The sequence below is a fragment of the Dissulfurirhabdus thermomarina genome (assembly GCF_012979235.1).
Taxonomy (GTDB): domain Bacteria; phylum Desulfobacterota; class Dissulfuribacteria; order Dissulfuribacterales; family Dissulfurirhabdaceae; genus Dissulfurirhabdus; species Dissulfurirhabdus thermomarina.
Genome location: NZ_JAATWC010000001.1, coordinates 108401 through 133960 on the forward strand (window position 1 = coordinate 108401; position 25560 = coordinate 133960).

At 72.1% G+C, this 25560-nt stretch carries 24 protein-coding genes; 12 read left to right on the plus strand and 12 right to left on the minus strand.

All coding sequences use genetic code 11. From position 1 onward, the window contains the following. Nucleotides 1-3: 3 nt before the first annotated feature. The 6 genes from HCU62_RS00495 to HCU62_RS00520 are packed head-to-tail and all read left to right on the plus strand — an operon-like array spanning nucleotide 4 to nucleotide 4599. Entirely contained in the window at nucleotides 4-447 is a 444-nt protein-coding gene (locus HCU62_RS00495; protein WP_163298463.1) for a hypothetical protein, read from the plus strand. Continuing rightward, nucleotides 423-899, plus strand: a complete 477-nt coding sequence (locus HCU62_RS00500) for a hypothetical protein (protein WP_163298464.1) — start codon at nucleotides 423-425, stop codon at nucleotides 897-899. The genes HCU62_RS00495 and HCU62_RS00500 overlap by 25 nt, the downstream gene beginning before the upstream one ends. Beyond that, a complete protein-coding gene (mshL, locus tag HCU62_RS00505; protein WP_163298465.1) occupies nucleotides 896-2443 on the plus strand; it encodes a pilus (MSHA type) biogenesis protein MshL in 1548 nt (515 codons plus the stop codon). Before HCU62_RS00500 ends, mshL begins: the two co-directional genes overlap by 4 nt. Then, nucleotides 2440-3219, plus strand: a complete 780-nt coding sequence (locus tag HCU62_RS00510) for a tetratricopeptide repeat protein (protein WP_169755335.1) — start codon at nucleotides 2440-2442, stop codon at nucleotides 3217-3219. Before mshL ends, HCU62_RS00510 begins: the two co-directional genes overlap by 4 nt. Next, a complete protein-coding gene (locus HCU62_RS00515; protein WP_169755336.1) occupies nucleotides 3216-3710 on the plus strand; it encodes a hypothetical protein in 495 nt (164 codons plus the stop codon). The genes HCU62_RS00510 and HCU62_RS00515 overlap by 4 nt, the downstream gene beginning before the upstream one ends. After that, the gene (locus HCU62_RS00520) at nucleotides 3679-4599 is read left to right on the plus strand and encodes a type II secretion system protein (RefSeq protein WP_163299455.1); all 921 of its coding nucleotides are present in this window, start codon (nucleotides 3679-3681) and stop codon (nucleotides 4597-4599) included. Before HCU62_RS00515 ends, HCU62_RS00520 begins: the two co-directional genes overlap by 32 nt. Here HCU62_RS00520 and thiC (HCU62_RS00525) read toward each other — a convergent pair. Beyond that, nucleotides 4596-5933 carry a phosphomethylpyrimidine synthase ThiC gene (gene thiC, locus HCU62_RS00525; RefSeq protein ID WP_163299453.1) on the minus strand — a complete coding sequence of 446 codons (1338 nt, stop codon included), beginning with the start codon at nucleotides 5931-5933 and terminating at the stop codon, nucleotides 4596-4598. The genes HCU62_RS00520 and thiC (HCU62_RS00525) overlap by 4 nt on opposite strands. A 193-nt stretch (nucleotides 5934-6126) precedes the next feature. Between thiC (HCU62_RS00525) and thiC (HCU62_RS00530) the strand changes: the two genes are divergently transcribed. Genes thiC (HCU62_RS00530) through HCU62_RS12790 form a run of 3 tightly spaced genes read left to right on the plus strand, consistent with a single transcriptional unit; the run spans nucleotide 6127 to nucleotide 10261 of the window. After that, nucleotides 6127-7452: a phosphomethylpyrimidine synthase ThiC gene (gene thiC, locus HCU62_RS00530; protein WP_163299451.1), complete on the plus strand. Its 1326-nt coding sequence runs from the start codon at nucleotides 6127-6129 to the stop codon at nucleotides 7450-7452. After that, nucleotides 7449-8813, plus strand: a complete 1365-nt coding sequence (gene thiD / locus HCU62_RS11605; protein ID WP_163299450.1) for a bifunctional hydroxymethylpyrimidine kinase/phosphomethylpyrimidine kinase — start codon at nucleotides 7449-7451, stop codon at nucleotides 8811-8813. Before thiC (HCU62_RS00530) ends, thiD begins: the two co-directional genes overlap by 4 nt. After that, a complete protein-coding gene (locus tag HCU62_RS12790; RefSeq protein WP_181448349.1) occupies nucleotides 8810-10261 on the plus strand; it encodes a fumarate hydratase in 1452 nt (483 codons plus the stop codon). The genes thiD and HCU62_RS12790 overlap by 4 nt, the downstream gene beginning before the upstream one ends. On the opposite strand, the gene HCU62_RS00540 is transcribed toward HCU62_RS12790, so the two are convergent. The 11 genes from HCU62_RS00540 to lepA form a co-directional block, all read right to left on the minus strand. Further along, nucleotides 10258-10695: a hypothetical protein gene (locus HCU62_RS00540; protein ID WP_163299283.1), complete on the minus strand. Its 438-nt coding sequence runs from the start codon at nucleotides 10693-10695 to the stop codon at nucleotides 10258-10260. The two genes, HCU62_RS12790 and HCU62_RS00540, sit on opposite strands and share 4 nt — an antisense overlap. Before the next feature lie 182 nt (nucleotides 10696-10877). Then, a complete protein-coding gene (locus tag HCU62_RS00545; protein ID WP_163299282.1) occupies nucleotides 10878-12242 on the minus strand; it encodes a sensor histidine kinase in 1365 nt (454 codons plus the stop codon). Then, entirely contained in the window at nucleotides 12239-13195 is a 957-nt protein-coding gene (locus tag HCU62_RS00550) for an ATP-binding protein (protein ID WP_163299281.1), read from the minus strand. Before HCU62_RS00550 ends, HCU62_RS00545 begins: the two co-directional genes overlap by 4 nt. Before the next feature lie 10 nt (nucleotides 13196-13205). After that, nucleotides 13206-13586, minus strand: a complete 381-nt coding sequence (locus HCU62_RS00555; RefSeq protein WP_169755338.1) for an STAS domain-containing protein — start codon at nucleotides 13584-13586, stop codon at nucleotides 13206-13208. Beyond that, the gene (locus HCU62_RS00560) at nucleotides 13583-14467 is read right to left on the minus strand and encodes a PAS domain-containing protein (RefSeq protein ID WP_163299279.1); all 885 of its coding nucleotides are present in this window, start codon (nucleotides 14465-14467) and stop codon (nucleotides 13583-13585) included. Before HCU62_RS00560 ends, HCU62_RS00555 begins: the two co-directional genes overlap by 4 nt. A gap of 118 nt (nucleotides 14468-14585) precedes the next feature. Next, a complete protein-coding gene (locus HCU62_RS00565) occupies nucleotides 14586-16202 on the minus strand; it encodes a two-component system sensor histidine kinase NtrB (protein WP_169755339.1) in 1617 nt (538 codons plus the stop codon). A 21-nt stretch (nucleotides 16203-16223) separates the two neighbouring features. Beyond that, the gene (locus HCU62_RS00570) at nucleotides 16224-17654 is read right to left on the minus strand and encodes a sigma-54-dependent transcriptional regulator (RefSeq protein WP_163299277.1); all 1431 of its coding nucleotides are present in this window, start codon (nucleotides 17652-17654) and stop codon (nucleotides 16224-16226) included. A gap of 47 nt (nucleotides 17655-17701) precedes the next feature. Next, nucleotides 17702-19003: a dihydroorotase gene (locus tag HCU62_RS00575; RefSeq protein WP_169755340.1), complete on the minus strand. Its 1302-nt coding sequence runs from the start codon at nucleotides 19001-19003 to the stop codon at nucleotides 17702-17704. 7 nt (nucleotides 19004-19010) lie between these two features. Continuing rightward, the gene (locus tag HCU62_RS00580) at nucleotides 19011-19934 is read right to left on the minus strand and encodes an aspartate carbamoyltransferase catalytic subunit (RefSeq protein WP_309474833.1); all 924 of its coding nucleotides are present in this window, start codon (nucleotides 19932-19934) and stop codon (nucleotides 19011-19013) included. A gap of 134 nt (nucleotides 19935-20068) precedes the next feature. Next, nucleotides 20069-20755: a signal peptidase I gene (lepB, locus tag HCU62_RS00585; RefSeq protein ID WP_169755341.1), complete on the minus strand. Its 687-nt coding sequence runs from the start codon at nucleotides 20753-20755 to the stop codon at nucleotides 20069-20071. A 262-nt stretch (nucleotides 20756-21017) separates the two neighbouring features. Beyond that, complete coding sequence (lepA, locus tag HCU62_RS00590; RefSeq protein WP_163299317.1) at nucleotides 21018-22814, minus strand: translation elongation factor 4; 1797 nt, start codon at nucleotides 22812-22814, stop codon at nucleotides 21018-21020. 276 nt (nucleotides 22815-23090) lie between these two features. Between lepA and pilM the strand changes: the two genes are divergently transcribed. From pilM to HCU62_RS00605, 3 genes are read left to right on the plus strand one after another with little or no spacing between them, the layout of a single operon-like run. Further along, nucleotides 23091-24170, plus strand: a complete 1080-nt coding sequence (gene pilM, locus HCU62_RS00595) for a type IV pilus assembly protein PilM (protein ID WP_163299318.1) — start codon at nucleotides 23091-23093, stop codon at nucleotides 24168-24170. Beyond that, nucleotides 24167-24751 (plus strand): PilN domain-containing protein, encoded by a 585-nt coding sequence (locus HCU62_RS00600; RefSeq protein WP_163299319.1) that lies wholly within the window; start codon nucleotides 24167-24169, stop codon nucleotides 24749-24751. Before pilM ends, HCU62_RS00600 begins: the two co-directional genes overlap by 4 nt. Further along, nucleotides 24748-25560, plus strand: a complete 813-nt coding sequence (locus HCU62_RS00605) for a type 4a pilus biogenesis protein PilO (RefSeq protein WP_169755342.1) — start codon at nucleotides 24748-24750, stop codon at nucleotides 25558-25560. The genes HCU62_RS00600 and HCU62_RS00605 overlap by 4 nt, the downstream gene beginning before the upstream one ends.

Here is a 25560-nt window from a genome sequence, read left to right on the forward strand (position 1 = left end):
GACGTGACACGGCTCCCGGCGATACCCACCCTCCGGTGGACGGCCGCCGTCGTGGCGGCGGTGGTCTTTTCCGCGGCCCTGGCCGGCTTCCTTCGGGCCCGCCACATGCGCGCCGAGGCCCGGCGGGCGCTGGCACGGCTCGACGCGGCGGCCGTCCGGCTCGACGCCAACCGCCGGGCGCTTTCGGCCTACAAGGTCCTGGACGGGGCCCTCCTCCCGTGCCGCGGTCGGCCCAACGTGCGCACGTGGCAGCGGGTGGAGGCCGAGTGGCGCGACCTCTCCTTTCCGGAGCTCGTCCGCCGCCTGGCCGCCCAGTGCACCTCGGGGCGGATCTTCGTGCCGGAGCGCCTCTCCGTGGACCGGATCTCCGGGAAGGGCCCGGCGGGCGTCTATCTCTCCATCAAGCTGAGGGGGTACTACCTGTGGCCGTGTCCACCGAGGAGTTGAGGCAGTGGGGCCGTCTTGCGGCACCGGCCTGGGTCCTGGCTCTTGGGGTGGCCCTGGCGTGGGCCCTCGGCCCCGGGGGCGGACCGCGCCTGCCCGAGGCCAGGGTGGCCGCCTGGGCCCTGGAAAACGCCCCCGAGGGGCCGCCCGCGGCGGTGTGCGGGCGGCCGGGGCCGCCGGCCCGGCTTCCGGCCGACCCCTTCCTCCGGCCCGACCGTGCGCCGGCGGGCGGGACGCCGCCCCTCCTCCAGGAACTCTCCCTGGACCTGGTGGTGGCCTGCGGGCGCAAGACCTTCTGCAAGGTGAACGGGGCCACGCTGGCACCCGGAGACCGGGCGGGCCGGTTCCGGGTGCTGGACATCACGCGGACGGGGGTGTGGTTCGAGGTGCCGGGCCAGGGACGGGTTTTTCTCCGTCCCGGCGAGACCCGGACCCTCCCGGTGGGAGCGCCATGAAACGAGAGACGGCGAAGAGACGAGGCGGGCGTGCCGCCGGTGCGGCACTCCTCGGATTCCTGCTGCTGGCCGGGTGCGCCGGTCGGCCGGCGCCACCTCCGCCCCAGGCCCCGCCCACGGCGGCCGCCGCGGAACGGCCGGCCGACCCGGCCTCCCCGCGGCGCCGGCCGGCCCCCCCGAAACCGAGGTTCAAGCGCCTGTCGCCCCTCGACACCCAGCGCGTCACCCTCAACTTCGTGGGGGAGGGCGGGGGCGCCATCCTCCTCGCCCTGGCCAAGGCGGCGGGGCTGAACCTGGTGCTGGACCCGGCCTTCGCGGCGAGCCCGGAGGCGGCGCGGCGGTTGACGGCCCAGTACCACGAGTGGCCGATCCGGGAGGTGCTCGAGTCTGTATGCACGGCCCTGGACGTGGGCTGGCGACTCGACGGGGGGACGGTCTACATCTCGCCCCTGGTGGAGCGGCTCATCCCCCTGGACTTTTTGGGCACGGTCCAGAGCTCGCGCTTCAGCGTGGGGGGCGACGTGCTAGGCGGCAATACCGCCGGGGGCGGGACGGACACCGACGTCCTCACCCCGCTCACCGGGAGCTTCGAGCTCACGGGCCAGAACTCCGCCGAGGTGACCGACATCTACAAGGGGATCGAGGCGGCCTTGAAGGACCGGCTCGGCGACGAGGGATCCTACGTCCTGAACCGGCAGACCGGCACCCTGATGGTCCGGGGCCGCCCTTCCACGGTCCGCTCCATCGAGGCCTACGTCTCCGCCCTCCGGGAGCGGTACCAGCGCCAGGTCCTCATCCAGGCGAAGATCCTCGAGATCGAGCTCGACCACCAACACGAACTGGGCATCGACTGGGGCCAGCTCACGGCCACCCTCAGCAAGGCGGCGCTCAAGGCCGGCGGGGCCGTCCTGGACGTGGCCACCACGCCCACGGATGAATCCGTCCTCTACAACCTCACCCTCTCCCAGGACTACTACAATGTGAGCACCGTGCTCCGGGCCATGGAGGACTACGGCCGGATCCGCACCCTCTCCAACCCGCGCCTCAAGGTCACCAACGGCCAGTCCGCGGTGATCAGCGTGGGCCAGTCCGTGGCCTACTTGAAAAGCCTCGAGACGGGCACCACCACCACCTCGGGCGGGTCGAGCACCATCGCTCCAACGGCGGAGATCGGCTCCATCTTCGACGGGGTGCTCCTCGGCGTGACCCCCATCATCGAGGACGACGGGCGGGTCAGCCTCCACCTCGTCCCCATCAAGAGCGACCTCGTCTCCCTGGACGAGCGGGAGTTCGCCGGCGGGACCCGATACACCTTCCCCCGGGTGAACCTCCGGGAGGCCTCCACCGTGGTGCGGGCGGCCTCCGGCGACATCGTCATCATCGGGGGGCTCATCCAGGAGCGGACGGACAAGGAGATGTCGGGTCTCCCGGTCCTGGACCGGCTCCCCCTGGTCGGGCGCGTCTTCCGGTACCAGCGGCGGGTCCTCCGGCGGGTGGAGATGGTGATCCTCCTCGATGTGACGGTGCTGGACAAGGCGGGATGAGCAAGCTCTTCGAGGCCCTGGAGAAGGTGGAGCGGCAGCGGGAGGCCGGCGGCGGCCCGGCCGTGCCGGTGCCGATCGGCCCCGCGGCCCCGGAGGGCGGCCCGTCCCGGCGCCGGCCCTGGCTCCGGGCGGCGGTGCTCGGCGGCCTCGTGCTGGCGGCGGCGGGGTTGACCGCTGCGGCGGCCGTCCTGTGGTGGCACCCCGTGGTCCCGGGGGCGGCGCCGGAAAGGGCGCGGCCGGCCCGTCCCGCGGCCCCGCCCCCCGTGACGGCCGCGAATCCCGCGGCCCCGCTCCCCGGGTCGGCGGCCGGCCCGTCCCGCGGGGGCGAAGAGGCGACCCCGGCCCCGCCCGGGACGCCGGCGGTCTCCTCGAAAGGGACGCCGCCGCCGCTTCCGGCAGCGACGGCCCTTCCGAGCCCGTATGCCGGCCCCGCCGCCGCACCGGAACCGGCCGGGGGGGCGGCGCGCCAGGCGTCCGAACCGGCCGTCCCGGCCGATCCCGGTGCCTGGACCCGAAAGGCCCTGCTCCAGCAGGCGGAGGAGTACCGGCTGGCGGGCCGGCTCCGGGACGCGGCCCGCCTCTACCGGGCCTACCTGGCGGAACGCCCGGACCCGGCGGTGGCGAACAACCTGGCCGGGGTCCTCATCCTCCTGGGGCGCCCGGGGGCGGCGGCGCGGGTGATCCGGCGGGCCCAGGAACTGGCGCCGAACGACCCGGACCTCCGCTACAACCTCCGGGTGGCCGAGGGCCTGGCGGGCCGGCGGGGGGCGAGGTGAGGGGCGGGGCGGGCTTCAGCGCCGTGGAACTCGCGGTGGCCCTCGTCATCATCGGGGCCATCATGGGGATCGCCATCTCGGCCTGGAGCGTCTTCCGGGTCTCGCGCCAGTATGCGGCCACCCGGAACCGGCTCGTGGCGGCCAAGAACTGCCTCGAGGTCTACGCGAGCCACAGCCGGAAGGTGCCGCCGGCGAGCTACTTCGACGCCCGGTGCCGCGCCCCGGACGCCTGGGGCCACGACCTGGTCTACGAGGTGACGGCCGCCATGGAGGGGCTCCGGGTGGACTGCAGTGCCCCCAACCTCGCCGGGCGGGTGCTCCGGCTGGACGACGGCGACCACAACGCAACCCTCCTGGTGGCGGCGAGCTACGGGGCCAACGGGGTCCGGGACTACACGGCCAACGCCACCACCGTGAACTTCAGGGGGACGGACGACCTCCCCGCCTACGTGACGATCCATGAGATCTACCAGATCTGCTGCGGCTACTAGGACGGACGGATTCACCCTGGTGGAACTGGCCATCGTGCTGGTGGTGCTGGGGCTCCTCATCGGGACCCTGGGCCCCATGCTCATGAGCCTCGTCAAGCGCGACAAGCTGGCCGAGGGCCGGCGCACGGTCCGGGCGGCCTTGGAGGAGACCGTGGGCTACGCCATGGTCAACGGCGCCCCCCCGGCCTCCAACGCCACCTGGCACGCGGCCGTCGGCCACACCCGGGATCCCTGGCAGGAGTCCCTCTACTACTACCCGGCGACCCAGTACCTCGACAGCGGCGGCGCCCCCACATCGAACCCCTGTAACGCCACGGCCACGGACCTGAACGTGACCTTCTGCGCCGACGCGGCCTGCGCCGGCGGCGTCACCAAGGCCAACGTGGCCTTCGTGGTGGGAAGCAAGGGGGAGAACCTGAACCAGCAGTCCGCCAACGCCAGCGGGGTGGTGAAGATCTACGACTACGGGGTCCAGGTGGACGACTACGCCGGGGGTTCCGACCCCAACGACCCCAACGCCCACTACGACGACATCGTGGAATACACCCAGCTCTACGGCCTGGTCAGCCGGATCTGCGCCTCCGGGAACGCCACGGGGAGCGGAAACGGGACCGGGCCGCCCACCGGCTGCAGCGGGAGCTATACCTTCCAGATACGCGCCCAGGGCAAGGACAAGTCGTACGACGTGAACGGGGGGGGCTGCACCAACGTTCCGAAGAACACCTCCACCGCCCAGATCCCCATCGGGGACGCGGACGTCTTGACCGTCTACGACAAGAAGAACTGCGGCGGAGCGATCCACGCCCAGGGGACGCCGGTGTCCCTCGACACGGACGGCGACTGTAACGCCTACGTGAACTGCACCGGCGGCTCCTGTTCCTCGAGCTAGTCCGTGCCGACCCCCGCCGGGGCGGTGTTCCGCTTCTCCCCCTTGAGGTGGCGGTTGAGGGTGGTCTCGGCGTTCTTGAGGGCGCAGAGTTCCCCGCACATGGAGCAACCCTTCCCGGAGACGGACTTCCTGGACTCCAGGATCCGGCGGGCGTCTTCGGGGAAGAGGAGGTTCCGGAACTGGTCCCCCCACCGGAAGTCCCGCCGGTCCTTGCTGAGCTGCATGTCGGCCCGGTCGGCCCGGCCGCGGAGCTTCACCACGTCGCCGATGTGGGCCGCCAGCCGCGCCGTCTTCACCCCCACCGCCACGTCCGCCTCGTCCGGGAGCGCCAGGTGCTCCGCCGGGGTGATGTAGCAGATGAGGTCCGCCCCGTGCATGGAGGACTGGGCCGCGCCCACGGCGGCGGTCACGTGGTCCCAGCCGGCCCCCACGTCGGTGGGCAGCGGCCCCAGCATGTAGTAGGGTGCCTCGCTGGACATCTTCTTCTGGAGGAGGATGTTGGCCTCGATCTCGTCCAGGGGGACGTGGCCCGGGCCCTCCACCATGGCCTGGCAGCCGCGTTCCCGGGCCCGCTCGGCCAGCTCGCAGTTCAGGATGAGTTCCGCCATCTGGGCCCGGTCCAGGGAGTCGTGGATGGCGCCGGCCCGGATGCCGTTTCCGAGGCTCAGGATGGTGTCGGTCTTCTTGAGGATGTCGCAGACCCAGTCGAACTGCTCATAAAGTGGGTTTTCTTTGTTGTTTTTTAGCATCCACTGGATCATGAGCGTCCCCCCCTTGGAGCAGAGGCCCCCGTAGCGGTAGCCCTGGCGCTCGAGGCGCTCGATGGTGAAGCGGTTGATCCCGCAGTGGATGGCCATGAAGGCGATGCCGTCCTCGCACTGGCGCTCGATGAGGTCGAAGAGGGCCTCGGGGTCCATGCGGGAGGGGTCCCGGTGGCGCTGGATGGCCTCGCAGAAGGCCTGGTAGAGGGGGACGTTGCCCACCGGGAGCGAGACCTCCCGGAGGACGGTCCGGCGGATGAGGTCGAGGTCGCCCGCGGCGGAGAGCTCCATGAGGGTGTCGGCGCCGGCCTCCTCGGCGACGCGGGCCTTTCGGCGCTCGTGTTCCAGGTCGCAGATGTCGCTGGAGGTCCCGATGGAGGCGTTCACCTTGGTGCGAAGGCCCTTTCCGATCCCCACGATCCGCCGGTCGTTGAAGCGGCCGCGGCCGATGACGATCTGGCCCGCCGCCACGCGGTCTCGAACGAGCTCGGGCGAAAGCCCCTCCTCCTCCGCCACGTGGGCCATCTCGGGGGTCACGACGCCGGCCTGGGCCTGCATGAGCTGGGTCTTCATCTTCTCCTTCTCCTCCTTCCTGTGGATCCGTGGGCGTTCGGGAACGGGCCGGCAGATGGCCCGGTCTCGAACGCCCCGAAGGGCGGCGGCGCGGCCGGGCCCCGTTCTCCGCCTCGGCCCCGGGTTGAAACCCCAATAGTTACACCGGAGGCCCAGCCTTGAAAAGGCCGGACCCCGCCAGTAAAGTGCGCCCATGGAGCAGGACGGCGACAAGACGATCCTCGAGACGGCCCGGGACGGCGGGGTGTCGGACCCGGTGCGGCGCGCCGCCGAGGCGGAGGGCGTCTCCGCCGAGGCCCTTTCCGAGGCGGTGGGGGCCGGGCAGGCGGTGATCCCCCACAACCGCCACGTCCGCCTCGAGCGGCCCATGGCCGTGGGCCGCGGCCTTTCCACCAAGGTCAACGCCAACATCGGGACCTCCAAGGACCACCCGGAGCCGGAGCCGGAGCTCGAAAAGCTCCGGGTCGCCCTCGATGCCGGGGCCCACGCGGTGATGGATCTCTCCACCGGCGGTCCCATCCGAGAGATCCGCCGGGCCATCCGCGAGGCATGCCCGGTGCCGCTCGGGACGGTGCCCGTCTACCAGGCCGCGGTGGAGACCGTGGAGCAGCGCGGCCGCTCCATCTGCGAGATGGACGTGGACGACCTCTTCCGGGTCATCGAGGAGCAGGCCCAGGAGGGGGTGGACTTCATGACGGTGCACGCCGGGCTCACCCTGGAGGGCATCGAGCGCCTGGCCCGGAAGGAGCGCCTCATGGGCGTGGTGAGCCGGGGCGGCTCCCTGGTCATGGAGTGGATGATGTACAACCGGCGGGAGAACCCCCTCTACGAGCGCTTCGACGACCTCCTCGCCATCGCCCGGGAGCACGAAGTGACCCTGAGCCTCGGCGACGGCCTCCGGCCGGGCTGCCTCCACGATGCCACCGACGGGGCCCAGGTCCACGAGCTCATCATCCTGGGAGAGCTCACCCTCCGGGCCTGGGAGGCGGGGGTCCAGGTCATGATCGAGGGCCCGGGCCACATGCCCATGGACCAGATCGCGGCCAACATGCTCCTCGAAAAGCGCCTGTGCCACGGGGCGCCCTTCTACGTGCTGGGGCCCCTGGTGACGGACATCGCTCCCGGCTACGACCACATCACCAGCGCCATCGGTGGGGCCATCGCCGCCGCCGCCGGGGCCGACTTCCTCTGTTACGTGACACCCGCCGAGCACCTCAAGCTCCCCTCCCTCGAGGACGTCAAGGAAGGGGTCATCGCCGCCCGCATCGCCGCCCACGCGGCCGACATCGCCAAGGGGGTCCCCGGCGCCCTCGACCAGGACCGGCGCATGGCCGAGGCCCGCCACCGGCTGGACTGGCAGACCCAGATCGATCTTTCGCTCGATCCGGAGAAGGCCCGGCTCTACCGGGACGAGGGCGGCGCCTACCACGGGCCCACCTGCACCATGTGCGGCGACTACTGCGCCATCAAGACCTACAAGCGGGCCATGCGCCTCAAGGCGGGCTCCGGCGGGGCGTGATCCCGGTCCTCACCATCGCCGGCTCCGACCCGGGCGGGGGGGCCGGCCTCCAGCAGGATCTCAAGGTCTTCACCGCCCTCGGGGCCTACGGGGCCGCCGCCCCGGCCGCGCTGACCGCCCAGGACACCCGGGGCGTGGCGGCGGTGGCGCCGGTGCCGGCGGATTTCGTCCGCCGGCAGGTGGAACTGGTGCTGGCGGACATCGCCCCCGCCGCGGTGAAGACCGGGATGCTGGGGACGGCGGAAGTGGTGGCGGCGGTGGCCGGGGCCCTGGCCGGGCGGCCGCCGGCGGCCCTGGTGGTGGACCCGGTCCTGGCCTCCTCCGGCGGGGTGCCGCTGCTCGCCGATGATGCCGTGGCGGTGCTCCGGGAACGGCTCTGCCCCCTGGCCACCGTGGTGACCCCGAACCTCCCGGAGGCCGAGGTCCTGCTCGGCCGGTCCATCCCGGACGCCCGGGCCATGGAGGCGGCGGCCGCCGCCCTCCGTTCCGCCCTGGGGTGCCGGGCGGTGCTCCTCAAGGGCGGGCACCTCGACGACCCGGCCGGGGCCGTGGACGCCTGGGCCGACGCGGAGGGCACAGAGCTCCTCCGCGGGCGGCGGATCGAGACCCCCCACACCCACGGGACGGGCTGTACCCTCTCGGCGGCGCTCGCCGTCTTCCTGGCCCGGGGCCTGGCGCCCCGGGAGGCCGCCCGGCGGGCCAAGGCCTTCCTCGAGCGGAGCCTGGAGCAGGCCGTGCCCGTGGGGCGTGGCCGCGGCCCGGCCAATCCCGTCGGGGTCCTCGAGGCGGAGCTCTCCCGCTACCCGGTGCTCCAGGCCCTCGAGGCCGCCTGGCGGCGGCTGGCCGCGGCCCCTTCCCGGGTGCTGGTCCCCGAGGTCCAGATCAACCTGGGCTATGCCCTCCCCGGCGCCCGGTCCGTGGCGGACGTGGCGGCCTTTCCGGGCAGGATCGTGGGCCTCGGGGACGGGGTCGCCCGGGTGGCGGCGCCGGCCTTCGGGGCCTCGAGCCACGTGGCCCGGATCGTCCTCACCGCCATGCGGCACGACCCCGAATGCCGGGCCGCCATGAACATCCGGCACGACGAGGCCTTCCTCCACCGGGCGCGGGACCTGGGGTGGCGGGTGGCGGGCTTCTCCCGCCGGGACGAGCCGGAGGAGAGCCGCCGCCGGGAGGGCTCCACCCTGGCCTGGGGCGTGGATCGGGCCATCCGCCAGGCGGGGGCCGTCCCGGACCTCGTCCACGACCCGGGCGACGTGGGCAAGGAACCCATCATCCGGATCCTCGGGCCGGACCCGGAGTCGGTGGTGGCCAAGGCCCTCCGGGTGGCCGGGCTGGAGTGCGGGGGGGAGGGGACGGCGTGAGGGGCCCCACCGGGGAGGAGACGGCGGCGGTGGTGGCCCGGCTGGTCCGGGCGGCCAACGTGGACCTGCCGGCGGACGTGGAACGGGCGCTCGCGGCGGCGCGCGCCCGGGAGACCGACGAGACCGGGCGCTTCGTGCTGGACGTCCTGCTCCGGAACGCCGCCCTCGCCCGCGAGACCGGCCTCCCCCTCTGCCAGGACACCGGGATCGACGTGGTCTTCCTCCGGGTGGGGACGGACCTCGCCCCGGGGTGGGATCCCCGGGCGGTGGTGGACGAGGGGGTCCGGCGGGCGACGCGGGAGGGGCACCTCCGGGCCTCGGTGTGCGATCCCCTCACCCGGGCCAACACCGGCGACAACACCCCCGCGGTGGTCCACGTGGAGGCGGTGGCCGGGGCGCGGCTCGAGGTCGCCGTCCTGCCCAAGGGGTGCGGCAGCGAGAACATGAGCGCCCTCTTCATGCTGCCGCCCTCGGCCGGGGTGGAGGGGGTGGTGGCGGCGGCGGTGCGCCGGGTGGTGGAGGCGGGGCCCAACCCCTGCCCGCCCGGGGTGATCGGCGTGGGGATCGGGGGCACCATGGAACGGGCGGCCTTCCTCGCCAAGAAGGCGCTCTTGCGGCCCCTCGGCGCGGCGCACCCCCGGGCCGACGTGGCGGCCCTCGAGGCGGCGATCCTCGAGGGGGTGAACGCCGCGGGGGCCGGCCCCCTGGGGCTGGGCGGGGCGGTGAGCGCCCTCGGGGTGGCGGCGGAGGTCTTTCCCTGTCACATCGCCAGCCTCCCCGTGGCGGTGAACGTCCAGTGCCACGCGGCGCGGCGGCGGAGCGCGTCGTGGGAGGCGGGGCGGTGGACCCTGTCGGAGGCGCCCGCGCCCTCCGCCGGGGCCCCAGCGCCGGTCTTTTCGGGGGCGAAGCGGGTCCGGCTGCCCCTGGATGCCGGGACGGCCCGGGGGCTCCGGGCCGGGGACCGGCTCCTCCTCACCGGACCGCTCTACACCGGCCGGGACCAGACCCACCGCCGCCTCGTGGAGCTCCTGGACCGGGGCGAGCCGCTGCCAGTGGACCTCCGCGGCCAGCTCCTCTACTACGTGGGCCCCTCACCGGCCCCGCCGGGGGCGGTGGTGGGCTCGGCCGGGCCCACCACGAGCTACCGGATGGACGCCTACACGCCGCGGCTCCTGGAGGCGGCCGGCATCCGCGCCACCATGGGGAAAGGGCGCCGGTCCCCGGAGGTCCGCGAGGCCCACCGGCGCCACGGGGCGGTCTATCTCGCCACCCTGGGGGGGGCGGGGGCCGAGCTGGCGCGGCGGATCCGGGCCTGCGAGGTGGCCGCCTTCCCGGAGCTCGGGCCGGAGGCCCTCTTCCGCATGGAGGTGGAGGACTTCCCCGCCGTGGTCATCGACGACACGGCGGGGGGCGACTACTACGACGCGGTGGCGGGGCGGCCGCGCTAGGCCGCGGGGAAGCGGAGCTTGGCCGATTCCTTGCCGTCTTTCCGCTTCACCTTCAGGGAGAGGTCGAGGCTCCCGCTGCGGAGCCCGAGGGAGAGGGGGGATTCCCCCCGGTCCTCGCGGATGTCCGTCACGGCGCGCAGGATGCGGATGGCCTCGGCGGCCACCGCGGCCGGAGGCGCGGGGAGCACGGTCTTGCCGGCCTCGTCCTTCATCTCCACCGTGACGAGTCCGCCGTCGTTCTTGATGGAGAGTTTCCGGGCCCGCTCCGTCACGGCGGCCAGGATCGCCAGGGCCAGGTACTTCAGGGCCGCCTCCGTGAGGTCCCCGGGCTCGGCGCCGGCCATGGCGCGCATCTGGCCGACGTAGTCGGTGTCCATGTAACAGTCGCACATCTCCTGGAGCTTGAGGTGGAGGTTGGGGGTCGGGATCTCCATGCCGCCTCCTGAGGACGCTGTGGGTGTTCCGGCCCGGTGGACCGGGGGTTCGGTTTCGGCCGCGCCGCCCGGCGGCATCAGCCGGGCGGCCTTCCGTCCCGTTCCGGCGGCCGCCCGCGGGCGGCACCGGAGTTGGATTCATTATAAGGGGCGGAGCGGGGGAGGGGAAGCACCGGCCGGTTTCAGCCGGCGGAGCCCGGGCCCCCGGCCGCCTCCCGTTCCCCCGGGGCGCCGGAGACCCATTCCGGGGCCGGTGCCCCGGGATGCTCGCGCCACCGCGCCGGGAACCGGAGGATGACCCTGGTGCCCGTTCCGGGGGCGCTCTCGATGGCGATCTCCCCCTGGTGCTCCATCATGATCTGGCGCACCATGGGCAGGCCGAGGCCGGTCCCGCCCGGCTTGGTGGTGAAGGCCACGTCGAAGATGCGGGCCCGGTCTTCCTCCGGGATGCCCGGGCCCTCGTCGGCGATCTCCACCAGGGGGCGGCCCCGGTCGCGATGCACGCGGACGCGGATCACCTTGCCGGGGGGGGAGGCTTCCAGGGCGTTGCGCAGCAGGTGGAGGACGGCCACCATGAGCACCTTCCGGTTGGCCCGCACCGGGAGGGGCCGGTCGGGGAGGTCCGCCTCGACCCGGACCCCCTTTCGTTCCAGAGCGGGCCGGAGGGCCTCCATGGCGGCCGCCACCACATCCTGGAGGGGCAGGCGCCGGTAGTAGAGGGCCCGGCGCCTGCCCAGGGCCTCGAACTCCCGGACCACCTCTTCGAGGCGGCGGGCCTCCCTGAGGATGGCCTTCAGCTTCTCCCCCGCCGGTCCGGCCATCTCCCCGGAGCGGGCCAGGGCCTCGGCCAGGCCGCCGATGGCCACGGCCGGGTTCCGGATGCGGTCGGCGATCTCGAGCAGCACCTCGGCCAGGCTCCGCTCGTGGGCGAGGGCCTCGAGGTCCCGGGCGAGCTGCATGAGTTCCGTGTTCACCCGGTCCAGTTCCCGGTTCTGCAGGGTCTTCTCCCGGAGGAGCCGCAGGACCTCCTCGTGCTTGGCCCGGAGGTTCTCCACGTACGATTCCCGGGTGTCGGCGAAGAGGTGGCGGCGGATGTCGGGCTCCGCGGCCTCGATGTCGGCCCAGGCCCTTTCCGGCGACCATTTCCGGCAGCGGACCAGGAAGGGCCGCCCGTGGTAGCCGCCCTTGATGGCGACCTCGTCGAGGACGCGCTTGAGGCCGGGGAAGGGCGGGTACTTGAGGAGTTCGTCGAAGTCGGCCGGGCAGGCGCCCTCCAGGGCCGGGCAGGTCCGCCGCCCCAGGGCGGTGAACTCGAGCCCGGCCCCCCGGCCGCCGGGCCCCTCCACGAAGGCCAGGGTGAAGGTGCCGCCGTCGACGTGCCGGAAGAGGAAGCGTGCCAGCTCCGAGGCGGCGGCCGCGGCCTGGACCGCGAAGCGGCGGCCGAAGCCGGCGGCCGCGGCGATCCACTTGGCCCGGCCGCGAATGGCCGGGATGTCGGTTTCCTGGCCGACCACCAGGGTGAGGAGGTGGAGCCGGTTGTCCTTCATGTCTCCCACCGGACCACCAGGAGCCCCGATGGATGGAGGGGCGGGGCCTCGGCCCTGGGGAAGAAGGCCTGGGCGACGATCAGGGGCGGGGCGGCCCGGGCCGCGGGGACGATGTCCGAAGGCTCCAGGGGCAGGCCGGTGACGGCCAGGGCCGTTCCGGCCCCGGGGGCCGGGGCCACGGGGCCCCGCCCCGGGGGTACCCGGCGGCAGCCGGCGCCATCGACAACGAAGAGCCGGCCCTCCGGGGGCATCCGGAGCCGGAAGGCGACGCCGCCGAGTTCCAAGATCCAGCCGGGCGGGGGCGCGGTGGAGGCCCGTTCCGGCCGGAGCCCGACCTGGACGGTCACCGAGCCCGGGCGGACCTCCTCGGCATAGAAGAGCGCTCCCCCGCGGGCCGGGCCTGGGCGCAGGAGGACGGCGGTCTCGATGCCGGCCCCGGAGGCCGCATCCCGGGGGCGGGCCGGGGCCGCCGAAAGTTCCGCCGCCACCAGGGTCCCGGAGAAGGGCCGGCCGCCGGGGCAGGGACAGGGAGCGGGCCCCGTGCTCCCGGAGCAGAGGGCGGCCCGGTCGGCCAGGCGGAAGACCGTGCCCAGCCCGGCGCCGAGGCCCTGGTCCGAGGATGTGCCGTCCCGGAGCACGGCGGCGAGGTCCGGGATGCCCGGGCCCCGGTCCAGGGCGGCCACGGTGATGAGCGGGGGCCCCGGGCCGCCCAGCCCGAAGACCCGGACCAGGCCGTCCTCGGCGTGGTGGACGACGAGGTTGGTGGCCAGCTCGCTGGCCACCAGCACCGCCTCGGCGCGGCGCCTTTCCGGAAAGCCCAGGCGTGCCGCCATCTCGTCGGTCACCCGGCGGGCCACCGCCACGTCGGCCTCCCGCCGGACGGGGACCTCCTCGAGGACGGGCCGGTTCGGGGCCGGGGACAGGCCCAAGGGGTCGAGGCGCCGCCGGGTCACGGGCACCGCCTCAGGCCGTCACCCGGACGCCGAACCGCGCCACGGCGTCCTGGACGTCCAGGGCGAACTCGAGCCCGGTCATCCGGATCCCGAAGTCCAGGACCGTGAGCACGGTGGGGACGCCGAGCCCGGCCACCACGGCCCGGGCGTCCAGGTTGCGGGCGAGGGCCGCCAGGGACTCGAGGTGGCCGGCCAGGTAGGAATCCACCACCTCCACCTGGTGGAGGTCGAAGACCACGCCCCGCGCCCCGGTCCGGCGGACCTCGTTCGCCAAGAGCTCCATGAGCCGGGCCACGCTGGCATCATCGATGTCCTCGTCCAGGGTGACGAGGAGCACCGCGCCGAGGGAGATCACGGAATAGGGCTCCGGCGGGGCCGGGAAGGCGGTCATGGCTCGGGTGCAGGCGGTGCGCCCGGCCCCGGGGGCGCCTCCTCCCCGGCCTGGCGCCGCAGGCGGCGGATGGCCATGTGCAGGGCGTCGGCCATGCGCCCGCGCACCGTGATGTTGGCCATGTCGACCCCCAGGCGGGCCATGGTCCGGGCGATGTGGGGCGAGACCCCCGTGAGCACGGCCCGGCTCCCCATGAGGCGGGCGGCGTCCACGGTCTGGAGGAGGTGGTTGGCCACCTCCGCGTCCACGGCGGGCACCCCCGTGATGTCGAGGATGACGAAGGGCGCCCGGGTCCGCTCGATGCCCTCGAGGAGTCGCTCCATGGCGATCTTGGCCCGGCGGCTGTCGAGGGTCCCCACCAGGGGGAGGGCCAGGACCCCGTCCCAGACCTCGAGGACCGGGGTGGAGAGCTCGAGGATCTCGTCCTGGAGGTGGCGGATGTCCGCTTCCTGTTTCCGGAGGAGTTCCTCCTGCTGCTCGAGGAGGGACCGCTCCTGTTCGAGCCGGTCGGAGATGTCGATGTAGTGCTCGACGCAGCCGACGACCTTTCCCTCGAAGTTCCGGAGCGGCCGGCTGGCGTATTCGATGGGGACCTCGCGGCCGTCGGGCAGGTGGAGGGTGGTCTGGCCCTGGTTCACGGCCTGGGTCTCCACCGCCACGCGGCAAGTGCAGTTCTCGGTCTGGCACATGGGGGTGTTGAAGATGTCGTAGCACTTGCGGTCGAAGCAGTCCCCGGGCGAGCGGCCGACGAGCTCGGCGCCGGCCTTGTTGATCATCACGATGTTGTGCTCGAGGTCGGTGACGAAGATCCCGGAGGGGACGGCGTTGAGGATCTCGGAGAGGAAGCCCTCGTCGATGGGGAGGTCTTCGAGGCTCTTCATGGGGGCGGCCTCCGGCGTCCAGGGAAAGGGCCCGGGGGCCGGGGACGTGCCGGTCCCCGCTTCGATGGCGCCACGGCCATCCTGGACCCGCCGCGCGGGTCCACCTGGTTCTTGTCTATCACCCGGCGGGGGCGGCGTCAATCGGGCCGGGGGCGCCTGGCCCCTTGGGCGGGCAGGGGCGCGCGGGCATCCGGACCACGAAGGTGGTGCCCCGGCCGGGCTCGGACCGCGCCTCTACCTCGCCGCCGGCGTCGAGGACGAGGCGCTGGACCACGGAGAGACCGAGTCCGCTCCGCTCGGGGACGGTGGTGAAGAAGGGGTCGAAGATGTGGGGGAGGTCCTCCCGGCGGATCCCGGCGCCGTTGTCCGAGACGGTGAGGACGTGGCGGTCCGCTTCGTGCGCCACGGAGATGGAGATCCGGCCCCCCTCGGGGGGCAGCGCCTGGTAGGCGTTCAGGATGACGTTGAAGAGGATCTGGCGCAGTTCCCCCGGGTCCATGTGGAGGCAGGAGCCGTCCGGCACCGAGACGGTGAGCTCGGCCCGGGGCAGTTCCGGGCGGCGGGCCAGGAGTGCCAGGGTCCGTTCCACCTCTTCCCGGAGGGAGACCGGCTGCCCTTCCTTCCGTTCCGGCCTCGCGAAGAGGAGGAAGCTCTCCACCAGGCGGTCGAGGCGCTCGCACTCGCGGCCGACGATGTCGAGGAGGCGCCGGGCCTCGTCCGGGATGCCGCCCGACTCGGACAGGAACTGGACCGAGCCCGACAGGGAGGCCAGGGGGTTTCGGATCTCGTGGGCCAGCCCCGCGGCCATCTCGCCCAGGGCGGCGAGGCGGTTCATGTACTCGAGGTGTCGCTGGCGGTTCTTGAGCTCGGTGATGTCTTGGAAGATGAGCCCGTGGCCGAGGGGGCGGTCGGCCTCGTCGGAGAGGGGAAAGGCGGCCACCCCGAGGCAACGCTCGCCGGCGGGGGTGGCCTGTCGGATCTCGTACCGGTGCTGCCCCCCGGCGGCGACCTCGGGCGCGACCTCGGCGAGGAGGCGCGCCCCCTCGGGCCAGGCGGTCTCCAGCGGGTGCCCGTAGGCCTCGTAGAGCCCCGGCCCCAGGATGTCCACGGCGGCCTGGTTGAAGGAGGTCAGCCGCCCTGCGTCGTCCACCGTGACCACGCCGGAACGGAGGTTACGGGCCAGGTGCCGCTGGATCTGTTCCATGCGGCGCAGGTCCACCCTCGCCTCGGACAGCTCCTGCTGGGCGGAGCGCAGCCGCTGGGCGAGGGCGATCCCCAGGGCGGCGGTGAGGTTGAAGGCCGCCATGTTGAGAAAGAAGGTGAAGGCCCGCTCCGGGAGCCCGGGGCCGGGCCGGGGGGGCCAGTAGAGGAGGGCGAAGGTGATCGTCGAGAGCACCGCCGACGTGGTGCCCCCGGCCCGGCCGCCCAGGAGGCAGGCGGTGATGATGGCCACCGGGTAGAGGAAGGTGAGAGGGCTTTCCGCCCGCCCCGTCCAGAGGACCAGGAGGGTGACGAGGACCACGTCGGAGACCACCTGGGTCCAGACCAGGGCCCGGATGTACCGGCGCCAGGCGGCCCAGGCGAAGAAGAGGGCGGAGGCCGCCAGGGCCGCGACCCCGAGCCCGTAGAGCCCGGCGACGAAGGTGCCGGTCCCGGGGGCCGCCGAGGGCCAGGAGAGGACGAAGGCGGCCAGGAGCCCCAGGAGGGCGAGGCGGCCGGCGGTGATCCAGGGCAAGAGGCGCGGGTCGGGCATCGTTCAGAGTCCGTACTTCGCCAGGCGGTAGCGGAAGGAGCGGAAGTTCAACCCGAGCAGCTTCGCCGCCTCGGTCTTGACCCCGCCGGTCCGCTCCAGGGCCTTTTCGAGCAGGGTCCGTTCCACGGCCCCCAGGTAGGCGTCGAGGTCCAGGCCCTCCGGGGGCAGCTCCGGTTCCGGCCCGGCGGCGGGGCCCCGGCGGCCCTGGCGTTCCTTGAACCGGGCCAGGGAGAGGCTCTCCGGGAGGATGAGGTTCGAGGCGGAGAGCGCGACGCTGCGTTCGATGATGTTCTCGAGCTCCCGGACGTTGCCGGGGAAGGGATAGTTCACCAGGGCGTCCATGGCATAGCTCGAGATGCCCTGGACGGTCTTCCCCTGCTCGGTGGCATACCGGTCCAGGAAGTACTGGACCAGGAGCGGGATGTCCTCGGGCCGTTCCCGAAGGGGGGGGATGTGGAGGGTGATGACGTTCAGGCGGTAGTAGAGGTCCTCCCGGAAGCGCCCCTCCATGACCTCGTCTTCCAGGGAGCGGTTGGTGGCCGCCACGATCCGGACGTCCACCCGGACCTCCCGGGTGCTGCCGAGGGGGGTGAAGGCCCGTTCCTGGACCACCCGGAGGAGCTTCACCTGGAGGGTGAGGGGCAGTTCACCGATCTCGTCGAGAAAGATGGTGCCGCCGTGGGCGGTGGCGAAGAGGCCCTTCTTTTCGTGCTCGGCGCCGGTGAAGGCCCCTCGGGTGTGGCCGAAGAGCTCGCTCTCGAGGAGGTTCTCGGGGATGCCGGCGCAGTTGACCACCACGAAGGGGCGGTCCTTCCTGGGGCCGAGGTTGTGGATGGCCCGGGCCACGAGTTCCTTGCCGGTGCCGCTCTCGCCGGTGATGAGGACGCTGGAGGTGGAGGCCGCCACCTTGGGGACCATCTGGAAGATCTTCAGCATGGCGGGGCTCCGGGCCACCATGCGGTCCAGGCGGTGGACCTTGTCCGGGGACTCGGCGGCGGCCGCCTCCTCGCCCGGGTCTGCCGGGGCGGGGCCGGCGGCGAGGGCCTGGGCCACCACCTCGCGGATCTCGTCGATGCGGAAGGGCTTCGTCAGGTAGTCGAAGGCCCCCTCCTTCATGGCCGCCACGGCGGAGTCCATGGAGGCGAAGGCGGTGATGAGGATGACGGGGACGTCGGGGGTCCGCGCCTTGATGCGCCGGAGCAGGTCGACGCCGTCCATCCCGGGCATCCGGACGTCGCTCAGGACCACGTTCACCCGGCGCCGGCCGAGTAGATCCAGGGCGGCCTCGCCGCTGGCCGCGCACAGGACCTCGTACCCCTCCTTGGCGAAGAGGATTTCCAGGAACTCCCTGAGGCTGCGGTCGTCGTCCACGATGAGGATGACGGGCCGGGCCTCGCGCTCGGGCGGCTGGGCCGTTTTCTCCGGTAATGCCATGGGACGGATGCTCCACCCTTACTCATCGACCGCGGGGGCGGGGGGGTTTAGCGGGCGGCGGGGGCGAGGCGGCCGTCGAGATCGTGGACGGGGGTCCCGGCGAGGAGCGTGAGTACGGCCCGGCCGGTGAGGGTGCGGCCGAGGAAGGGGGTGTTGTGGCTGCGGGAGCGGAGGTTTTCGGGGATCACCGCGAAGGGCCGATCAGGGTCGATGGCGCACAGGTCCGCGGGGGCGCCCACCTGGAGGCTCCCGCCCTCGATGCCGAGGATGCGGGCCGGCGCCGTGGACAGGAACCGGAAGAGGTCGAGGGGGGAGAGGGCGTCCGCGCGCACCAGGTCGAGGGCCAGGGGGACGGCGGTCTCGAGGCCGATGACGCCGTTGGCGGCCAGGGCGAACTCGCACTCCTTCTCGAGGACGCTGTGGGGGGCGTGGTCCGTGGCGATGGCGTCGAGGGTGCCGTCGCGGAGGCCCTGGATGACGGCCTCCCGGTCGGCCTCGGTCCGGAGCGGGGGGTTCATCTTGGCCAGGGTGTTGTAGCCGGCCACCGCCTCCTCGGTGAGGGAGAAGTAGTGGGGAGCGGTCTCGGCGGTCACGGCGATACCCGCCTCCTTGGCCCGGCGGAGGATCTCCACGGCCCCCGCCGTGGAGACGTGGGCCACGTGGAGGCGGGCCCCGGTGAGGGCGGCGAGGCGGACATCCCGGAAGACGGCGACTTCCTCGGCCGCGGCCGGGGTGCCGGCAAGGCCCAGGAGGGTGGAGACCCGGCCCTCGTTCATTACCCCGGTGGCGAGCGCCGGTTCCTCGGCGTGGGAGATGACGAGTGCGCCGGCGCTCCGGGCGTATTCCAGGGCCCGCCGCATCATTTCGGGGCTCTCCACGGGGCGGCCGTCGTCGGAGAAGGCCACGGCGCCGGCGTCCAGGAGGTCGAAGAACTCGGTGAGCTCCTTCCCCGCCTGGCCGCGGGTGACGGCGGCCACGGGGTGGACCCGGGCGCTCCCCGCGGCCGCGGCCCGGTCGAGGATGAACCGGGTGACGGCGGCGGAGTCGTTGGGGGGGCGGGTGTTGGGCATGGCGGCCACGGCGGTGAAGCCGCCGGCGGCGGCCGCCGCCGTGCCCGTGGCGATGGTCTCCTTGTATTCCTCGCCGGGTTCCCGGAGGTGGACGTGCATGTCCACGAGGCCGGGGCCGAGCCAGGCGCCCGAAAGGTCCGTCACGATGGCGCCCTCGGGCGGGGGGATGCCCCGGCCCAGGGCGGCGATGCGCCCGTCGGCCACCAGGAGGTCCCCGGCCTCGTCCAGGTTCGAGGCCGGGTCGAGGAGCCGGGCGTTTCTGAGCAGGACGGGCTTCACGGGCGGTTCATCCCTCCCGCACCAGGAGCGAGAGCAGGGCCATGCGCACGGCGACCCCGTTGGTCACCTGGTCGAGGATCACGGAGCAGGGGCCGTCGGCCACCTCCGGGCTGATCTCCACCCCCCGGTTCAGGGGGCCCGGGTGGAGGACCAGGGCGCCGGGCTTGGCCAGCGCCGCCCGCCGGCGGTCCAGGCCGTAGCGGGCGGCGTACTCGCGGAGGGAGGGCAGCAGATTCTGCCCCATGCGCTCCCGCTGGATGCGCAGCATGATGACGACGTCCGCCCCCTCCAGGGCCTCTTCCATTCGGAGCGTCACCCTGGCGCCCAGGGCGGCGGGGTCCGGGGGGAGCAGGGTGGCCGGGCCGCAGATGACCACCTCGGCGCCCATCTTGGAGAAGGCCAGGATGTCGGAGCGGGCCACGCGGCTGTGGGCGATGTCGCCGACGATGGCGACCCGGAGGCCCTGGAGGCGGCCCAGGCGCTCCCGGACGGTCATGAGGTCCAGGAGGGCCTGGGTGGGGTGCTCGTTGGTGCCGTCGCCGGCGTTGATCACGGCGGCGTCCACGTGCCGGGCCATGAGGTGGGGGGCGCCGGAGGCGGGGTGGCGCAGGACCAGGACGTCGGGGCGCATGGCCTCGATGTTGCGGGCCGTGTCCACCAGGGTCTCCCCCTTGACGAGGCTGCTGGTGGCGGCGGAGATCCCCACGGTGTCGGCGCTCAGGCGTTTCGCCGCCATCTCGAAGGAGAGACGGGTCCGGGTGCTCGGCTCGAGGAAGAGGTGGACCACCGTGCGGCCCCGGAGCGGGGGCACCTTCTTGATGGGGCGGTCGAGGATCTCCTTGAGGGAATCGGCGGTGTCGAGGATCGTGGTGATGTCCCCGGGGGCGAGCTGGGAGATGCCCAGGATATGGCGGTGGCCGAAGGGGTTCACGCCAAAAAAAATCCTCCGTGGAGGAGGAAGGAATCCGCCGTCGGGGACGGCAAGCGGTGGGCGGAGGCCGGCGCGGCGATCATGATCTTCAGCAGTAGCACAGCCCGGCGGCGCTCGTCAAGGCGGCCGGCGGGCTAGCGGATGCGGTCCCCGATGCGGTGGAGGCGCGAGACGAAGTCGTCCCAGTTGTGGGCCATGTAGGCGAAGCAGCCGAGGACCGGGACCCCGGTGGGGTTGGGGCACGACCAGTAGATGAGGACGGCCTTTCCGAGGACGTCCCGGATGGGCACGAAGCCCCAGAAGCGGCTGTCGGCGCTGTGGTCGCGGTTGTCGCCCATGACGAAGAGGTGCCCCTCGGGGACCACCACGGGGCCGAAGTTGTCCCGGCGCGGGGCGAGGACCGGGCCCTCGTCGTACTGGACCCCCGGGGGGTCCGGGAAGGGGGCGCCGTTCACGTACACGCGCTTGTTGATGACCTGGACCCGGTCGCCGGGCACGCCGATGACCCGCTTGATGTAGTCCTTGTCGCGGTCGAGGGGATAGACGAAGACGATGACGTCGCCCCGTTGCGGCGGGTGCCCCGGGATCCACGTCGCCCGGGTGAAGGGGTTGCGGACCCCGTAGGCGAACTTGTTGACCAGGATGTGGTCGCCCACGAGCAGGGTCCGTTCCATGGACCCGGAGGGGATCTGGAAGGCCTGGATCACGAAGGTGCGGATGAAGAGGGCGAGCACCAGGGCGATGAGGATCGCCTGGGCATACTCCCAGAAGACGCCGCCGGCGGCGGACCACTGGCCGGATTTGCCGCGGAAGAAGGCCATGGCCGGCATCTTATTCCCGGAACCGGTGCTTGGCAACGGGGGCGGCGCCGCGTGGCGGTGTGCGGGGGGCTCGCCCGGGCCTGCCGGGATATGCGGCCATCAGACCTTGGGGGCCCTGGTAAAAAGGTCTCTGAGTGGACGGCTCAGCAAAAATCGCCAATGCACGGCGCGGGGATGTCGCGGAATGAAGCGTACTTACAAGTACGCCGCACGACGAGAACATCCGAAGCAACGCAGCGGCCCGCGACCTTTTGCGGCGCCATCAGACCTTCAGGACGCTCAGGAAGGCCTCCTGGGGGATCTCCACGGATCCCACCTGCTTCATGCGCTTCTTGCCGGCCTTCTGCCGCTCGAGGAGCTTTCGCTTCCGGGTGATGTCGCCCCCGTAGCACTTGGCCGTCACGTCCTTCCGGAGCGGGGGGATCCGTTCCCGGGCGATGACGCGGCCGCCCACGGCGGCCTGGATGACCACCTCGTAGAGCTGGCGCGGGATCACCCGCCGGAGGCGCCCGGCCAGGTCCCGGCCGCGGTAGTAGGCCTTCTCCTTGTGGACGATGACGGAAAGGGCGTCCACGGGCTGGCGGTTGATGAGGATGTCGAGCTTGACGAGGTCGGCGGGCCGCCAGCCGATGAAATCGTAGTCCAGGGAGGCGTAGCCGCGGCTGGCGGACTTGAGCCGGTCGTAGAAGTCGAGGACGATCTCGTTGAAGGGCATCTCGTAGGTGAGCAGCACCCGGTCCGGCGTGAGGTAGCGCATGCCGGCCTGGGTGCCGCGCTTCTCGTCGCAGAGGCGCATCACGGCCCCGACGTACTCCTTCGGGAGGTGGATCTCCGCCCGGACGTAGGGCTCGGCCACCTGGGCGATCCGGTCCGGTGGAGGCATCTGGGCCGGGTTGTGGATCTTCGTGACGGTGCCGTCCGCGAGCGTGACCTCGTAGGGGACGGCGGGGGCCGTGCTGATGAGGGAGAGCTCGAACTCGCGCTCGAGGCGCTCCTGGATGATCTCCATGTGGAGCAGGCCGAGAAATCCGCACCGGAAGCCGAAGCCCAGCGCGGAGGAGGTCTCGGGCTCGTAGGAGAAGGCCGGGTCGTTCAGCCAGAGCTTTTCCACGGCCTCCTTGAGCTGGTCGTACTGGGCGGAGTCGACGGGATAGAGGCCGCAGAAGACCATGGCCTTCACCGGGCGGAAGCCGGGCAGGGGCGCCGAGGCGGGCCGCCGGGCCCCGGTGATGGTGTCCCCGACCCGGGTGTCGCGCACCGACTTGATGGCGGCAGTCAAAAATCCGACGTCGCCGGCCCCCAGAACGTCGCGGTCTACGGCATCCGGGGCGAAGTGGCCCACGCGGCTCACCTCGTATTCCTGGCCGGTGGACATCATCCGGATCCGGTCGCCGGGCCGGATGGCCCCGTCCACCACGCGCACCAGGACCACGGCCCCCTGGTAGGAGTCGAACCAGGAGTCGAAGATCAGGGCCCGAAGCGGACCGGCCGGGTCGCCCCCGGGCGGGGGGATCCGGCGCACCACGGCCTCGAGGATCTCTTCGGTGCCGAGGCCCTCCTTGGCGCTGGCGAGGATGGCCGCCGAGGCGTCGAGGCCGATGATGTCCTCGATCTCCCGGCGGACGCGGTCGGGGTCGGCACTGGGGAGGTCGATCTTGTTGAGCACGGGGATGATCTCGAGGTCGTTTTCGAGGGCGAGGTAGACGTTGGCGAGGGTCTGGGCCTCGACCCCCTGGGAGGCGTCCACCACAAGGAGCGCCCCCTCGCAGGCGGCCAGGCTCCGCGAGACCTCGTAGCTGAAGTCCACGTGGCCGGGGGTGTCGATGAGGTTGAGGGCGTAGGCCTCCCCGTCCGCGGCCCGGTAGGAGAGGCGGACCGTCTGGGCCTTGATGGTGATGCCCCGCTCCCGCTCGATGTCCATGCGGTCCAGGAACTGGGCCTTCATCTGGCGGGCGGAAACGGTGCCGGTGGCCTCGAGCAGGCGGTCGGCGAGGGTGGATTTGCCGTGGTCGATGTGGGCGATGATGGAGAAGTTCCGGATGCGGGGGGCCTCGGGCATGGCGCGAATTTACCCTGCGGGCCCCCAAAAGCCAATCCCGGGGAGGGGCACCGGGGCGTTGACGGCGTTTTCAGCACCTGCTTGGTCTGTAATTTGCTAACAATTGAGTCGGCTGCAGACGCGCTCCCGACGAAATGCGCCTGCATGCGTCCCGATTGACGAGAACCGTTCAAGAGTTTTATGGGGGATGCCGAAGGAAGAAGAGGTAAAACCGGAAGGGCGCTTTGTACTGGACAGGACCACTTTACCATTATATAGGGTATTAAATCCGCCGACATGAAACTCTCCTCCCTCGCCAGCAAGCTCAAGGGGCGCCCTGCCCGGGTCCTCGGCCTTGATGTGGGTTCGCATTCCATCAAGCTCGTGGAACTCGTGGAGTCCGGGGGCGGCCTGGTGCTGCGGCGGGTGGGCAAGGCCTTGCTGCCGCCGGGGGCCATCGCCGACGGTTCCATCCAGGACCGGGACGAGGTGATGGAATCCCTGACCGCCCTTCTCGGCAACCTCCAGCCCAAGACGCGCCGGGCCGCCACCTCCATCGCAGGCTACTCGGTGATCGTCAAGCGGATCACCGTCCCCTACGCCACCGAGCGGGAGATCGAGGACAACCTGGTGGCCGAGGCGGAGAACTACGTCCCCTTCGAGATCGAGGACGTCTACGTGGACTTCTACATCCTGCGCAGCCCAGGGGAGGGCGAGAAGCCGGAGTCCGAGATCTTCCTCGTGGCCGCCAAGAAGGAGGTGGTGGACGACTACGCCACGGTGATCCAGGACGTGGGGCTCACACCCGCCGTGGTGGACGTGGACGCCTTCGCCATGGGCAACGCCTTCGAGAACGCCTACGGCAAGGTGGCCGAGGCGGTGGCCCTGGTGGACATCGGGGCCAGCAAGACCAACCTGAACGTGGTGGCCAAGGGGCAGTCGCTCTTCGCCCGGGACATGGCCTTCGGCGGCCGGCAGCTCACCGAGGCCATCATGGAGGCCACCGGCCTGGACTACCCGGAGGCGGAGCGGCTCAAGATCTCGGGCACCAACGACGCCGCCCTCCAGTCCGAGGCGGCGTCGGTCTGCCAGCGGGTCTGCCGTGCCTGGGGGGCGGAGATCCGAAAGGCCGTGGACTTCTTCGTGGCCAACGCCCAGGCCGAGGAGAAGCCGACCCGGATCCTCCTGAGCGGGGGCACCGCCCTCATGCAGGGTCTCGACCGGTTCCTCGGGCAGGAGGCCAAGCTTCCCGTGCAGGTCTTCGAGCCCTGGCGCAACATCTCGGCGGAGAAGGGCGTCGACGCGCGGTATCTCGCGGCGGTCGGGCCCCAGATGGCCATCGCCACCGGGCTGGCCCTGAGGACGGCCGACCTATGATCCGCATCAACCTCTTGCCGGTTCGGGAATGGCGGCGCCGGGAGGTGGTGCGCCAGCAGGTCTCCATCTTCTTCTTGAGCGAGATCCTCCTCCTGGTGGCCCTGGTGGCCGTGTTCATCACGGTCCAGGGCACGGTCGCCGGGTACCGCAGCGATGTCGCCGCCCTCCGGGCCGAGAAGCAGAAGCTCGACTACGTCACCAAGAAGATGCGGAAGGCCGAGGCCAAGCGGCGGGAGGTGGAGCGGAAGTTCGCCTCCATCGAGTCGCTCCAGCAGGGCCGCTCCTTCACGGTGCGGGTCCTCGACGAGCTCATCTCCACCATGCCCATGGACCGCGTCTGGCTCCGCCAGCTCACCCTCAGCGGCACGCGGCTGAACATGAGCGGCGTGGCCCTGGACAACCACACGGTGGCCCTCTTCATGCGGCGGCTCAAGGCCTCGCCCTACTTCACCTCGGTGAATCTCAAGAACACCTCGCGGGTCAATGTCAAGGGGCACGATCTCATGAACTTCGCCCTGGACGTGGGGCTCCAGGACCCGAAGGTCCCCGCCGGGGCGAAGAAAGGAGGCGGCAAGCGGTGAACGTCCCCCGTCTCAGCGCCCTCATCCCCGCCAGCTTCTACCAGGCGGTCTACGGGATGCCGAACCTCTACAAGGTGGGTATCCTGCTCGCCGCCTGGGTTGTCCCGCTGGCCGCCTTCTGGTTGCTCTACCTGAACGGCACCCTGAAAGAGATCGACGGCTTGAAGGACGAGATCCCGAAGCTCCGGCAGGAGATCGCCGACCTCCAGGAAAAGGAGCGGCACCTGCCCGAGGTGGAGGCCGAGGTGAAGGCCATGGAGGGGCTCCTCGCCACGGCCATGAAGCTCCTCCCCGAGCAGAAGGACATCCCCTCGGTCCTGACCGAGATCTCCTCCCTGGGCAACGAGGCCCGGCTCGAGTTCCAGTCCTTCCAGCCCCAGCAGGAGGTGAAGAAGGGATTCTACGCCGAGATCCCCGTCTCCCTCCGGTTCCGGGGCCCCTTCTTCAACACCCTGGCCTTCTTCGACCGGGTGGCCCGGATGGCCCGCATCGTGCACATCCGGGAGCTCCGGATGGGCGGCGCCGCGCCGAGTTCCGAGATCTGGAGCCTCACCGGGGAGGGCGGCCCCATGAAGGGCGGCCGGAAGGCCGGGGGCAGGGCGGCTCCCGCCGCCGGCGCTCCCGGCGCCCCCGGCGCGCCGGGGGGCGCCACGGGAGGGGGCGCCGGGGAGGATGCGGGGGTCCAGCGGGGGGCCACCTGGGTCTTGAATACCTCGTGCCAGGCGGTGACCTACCGTTTCTTGAGCCCACAAGAACAGGCGGCCGCGGCCAAGGCCCGGCGGGGCCGGCGGGGCCGGCGGCGGAGATGA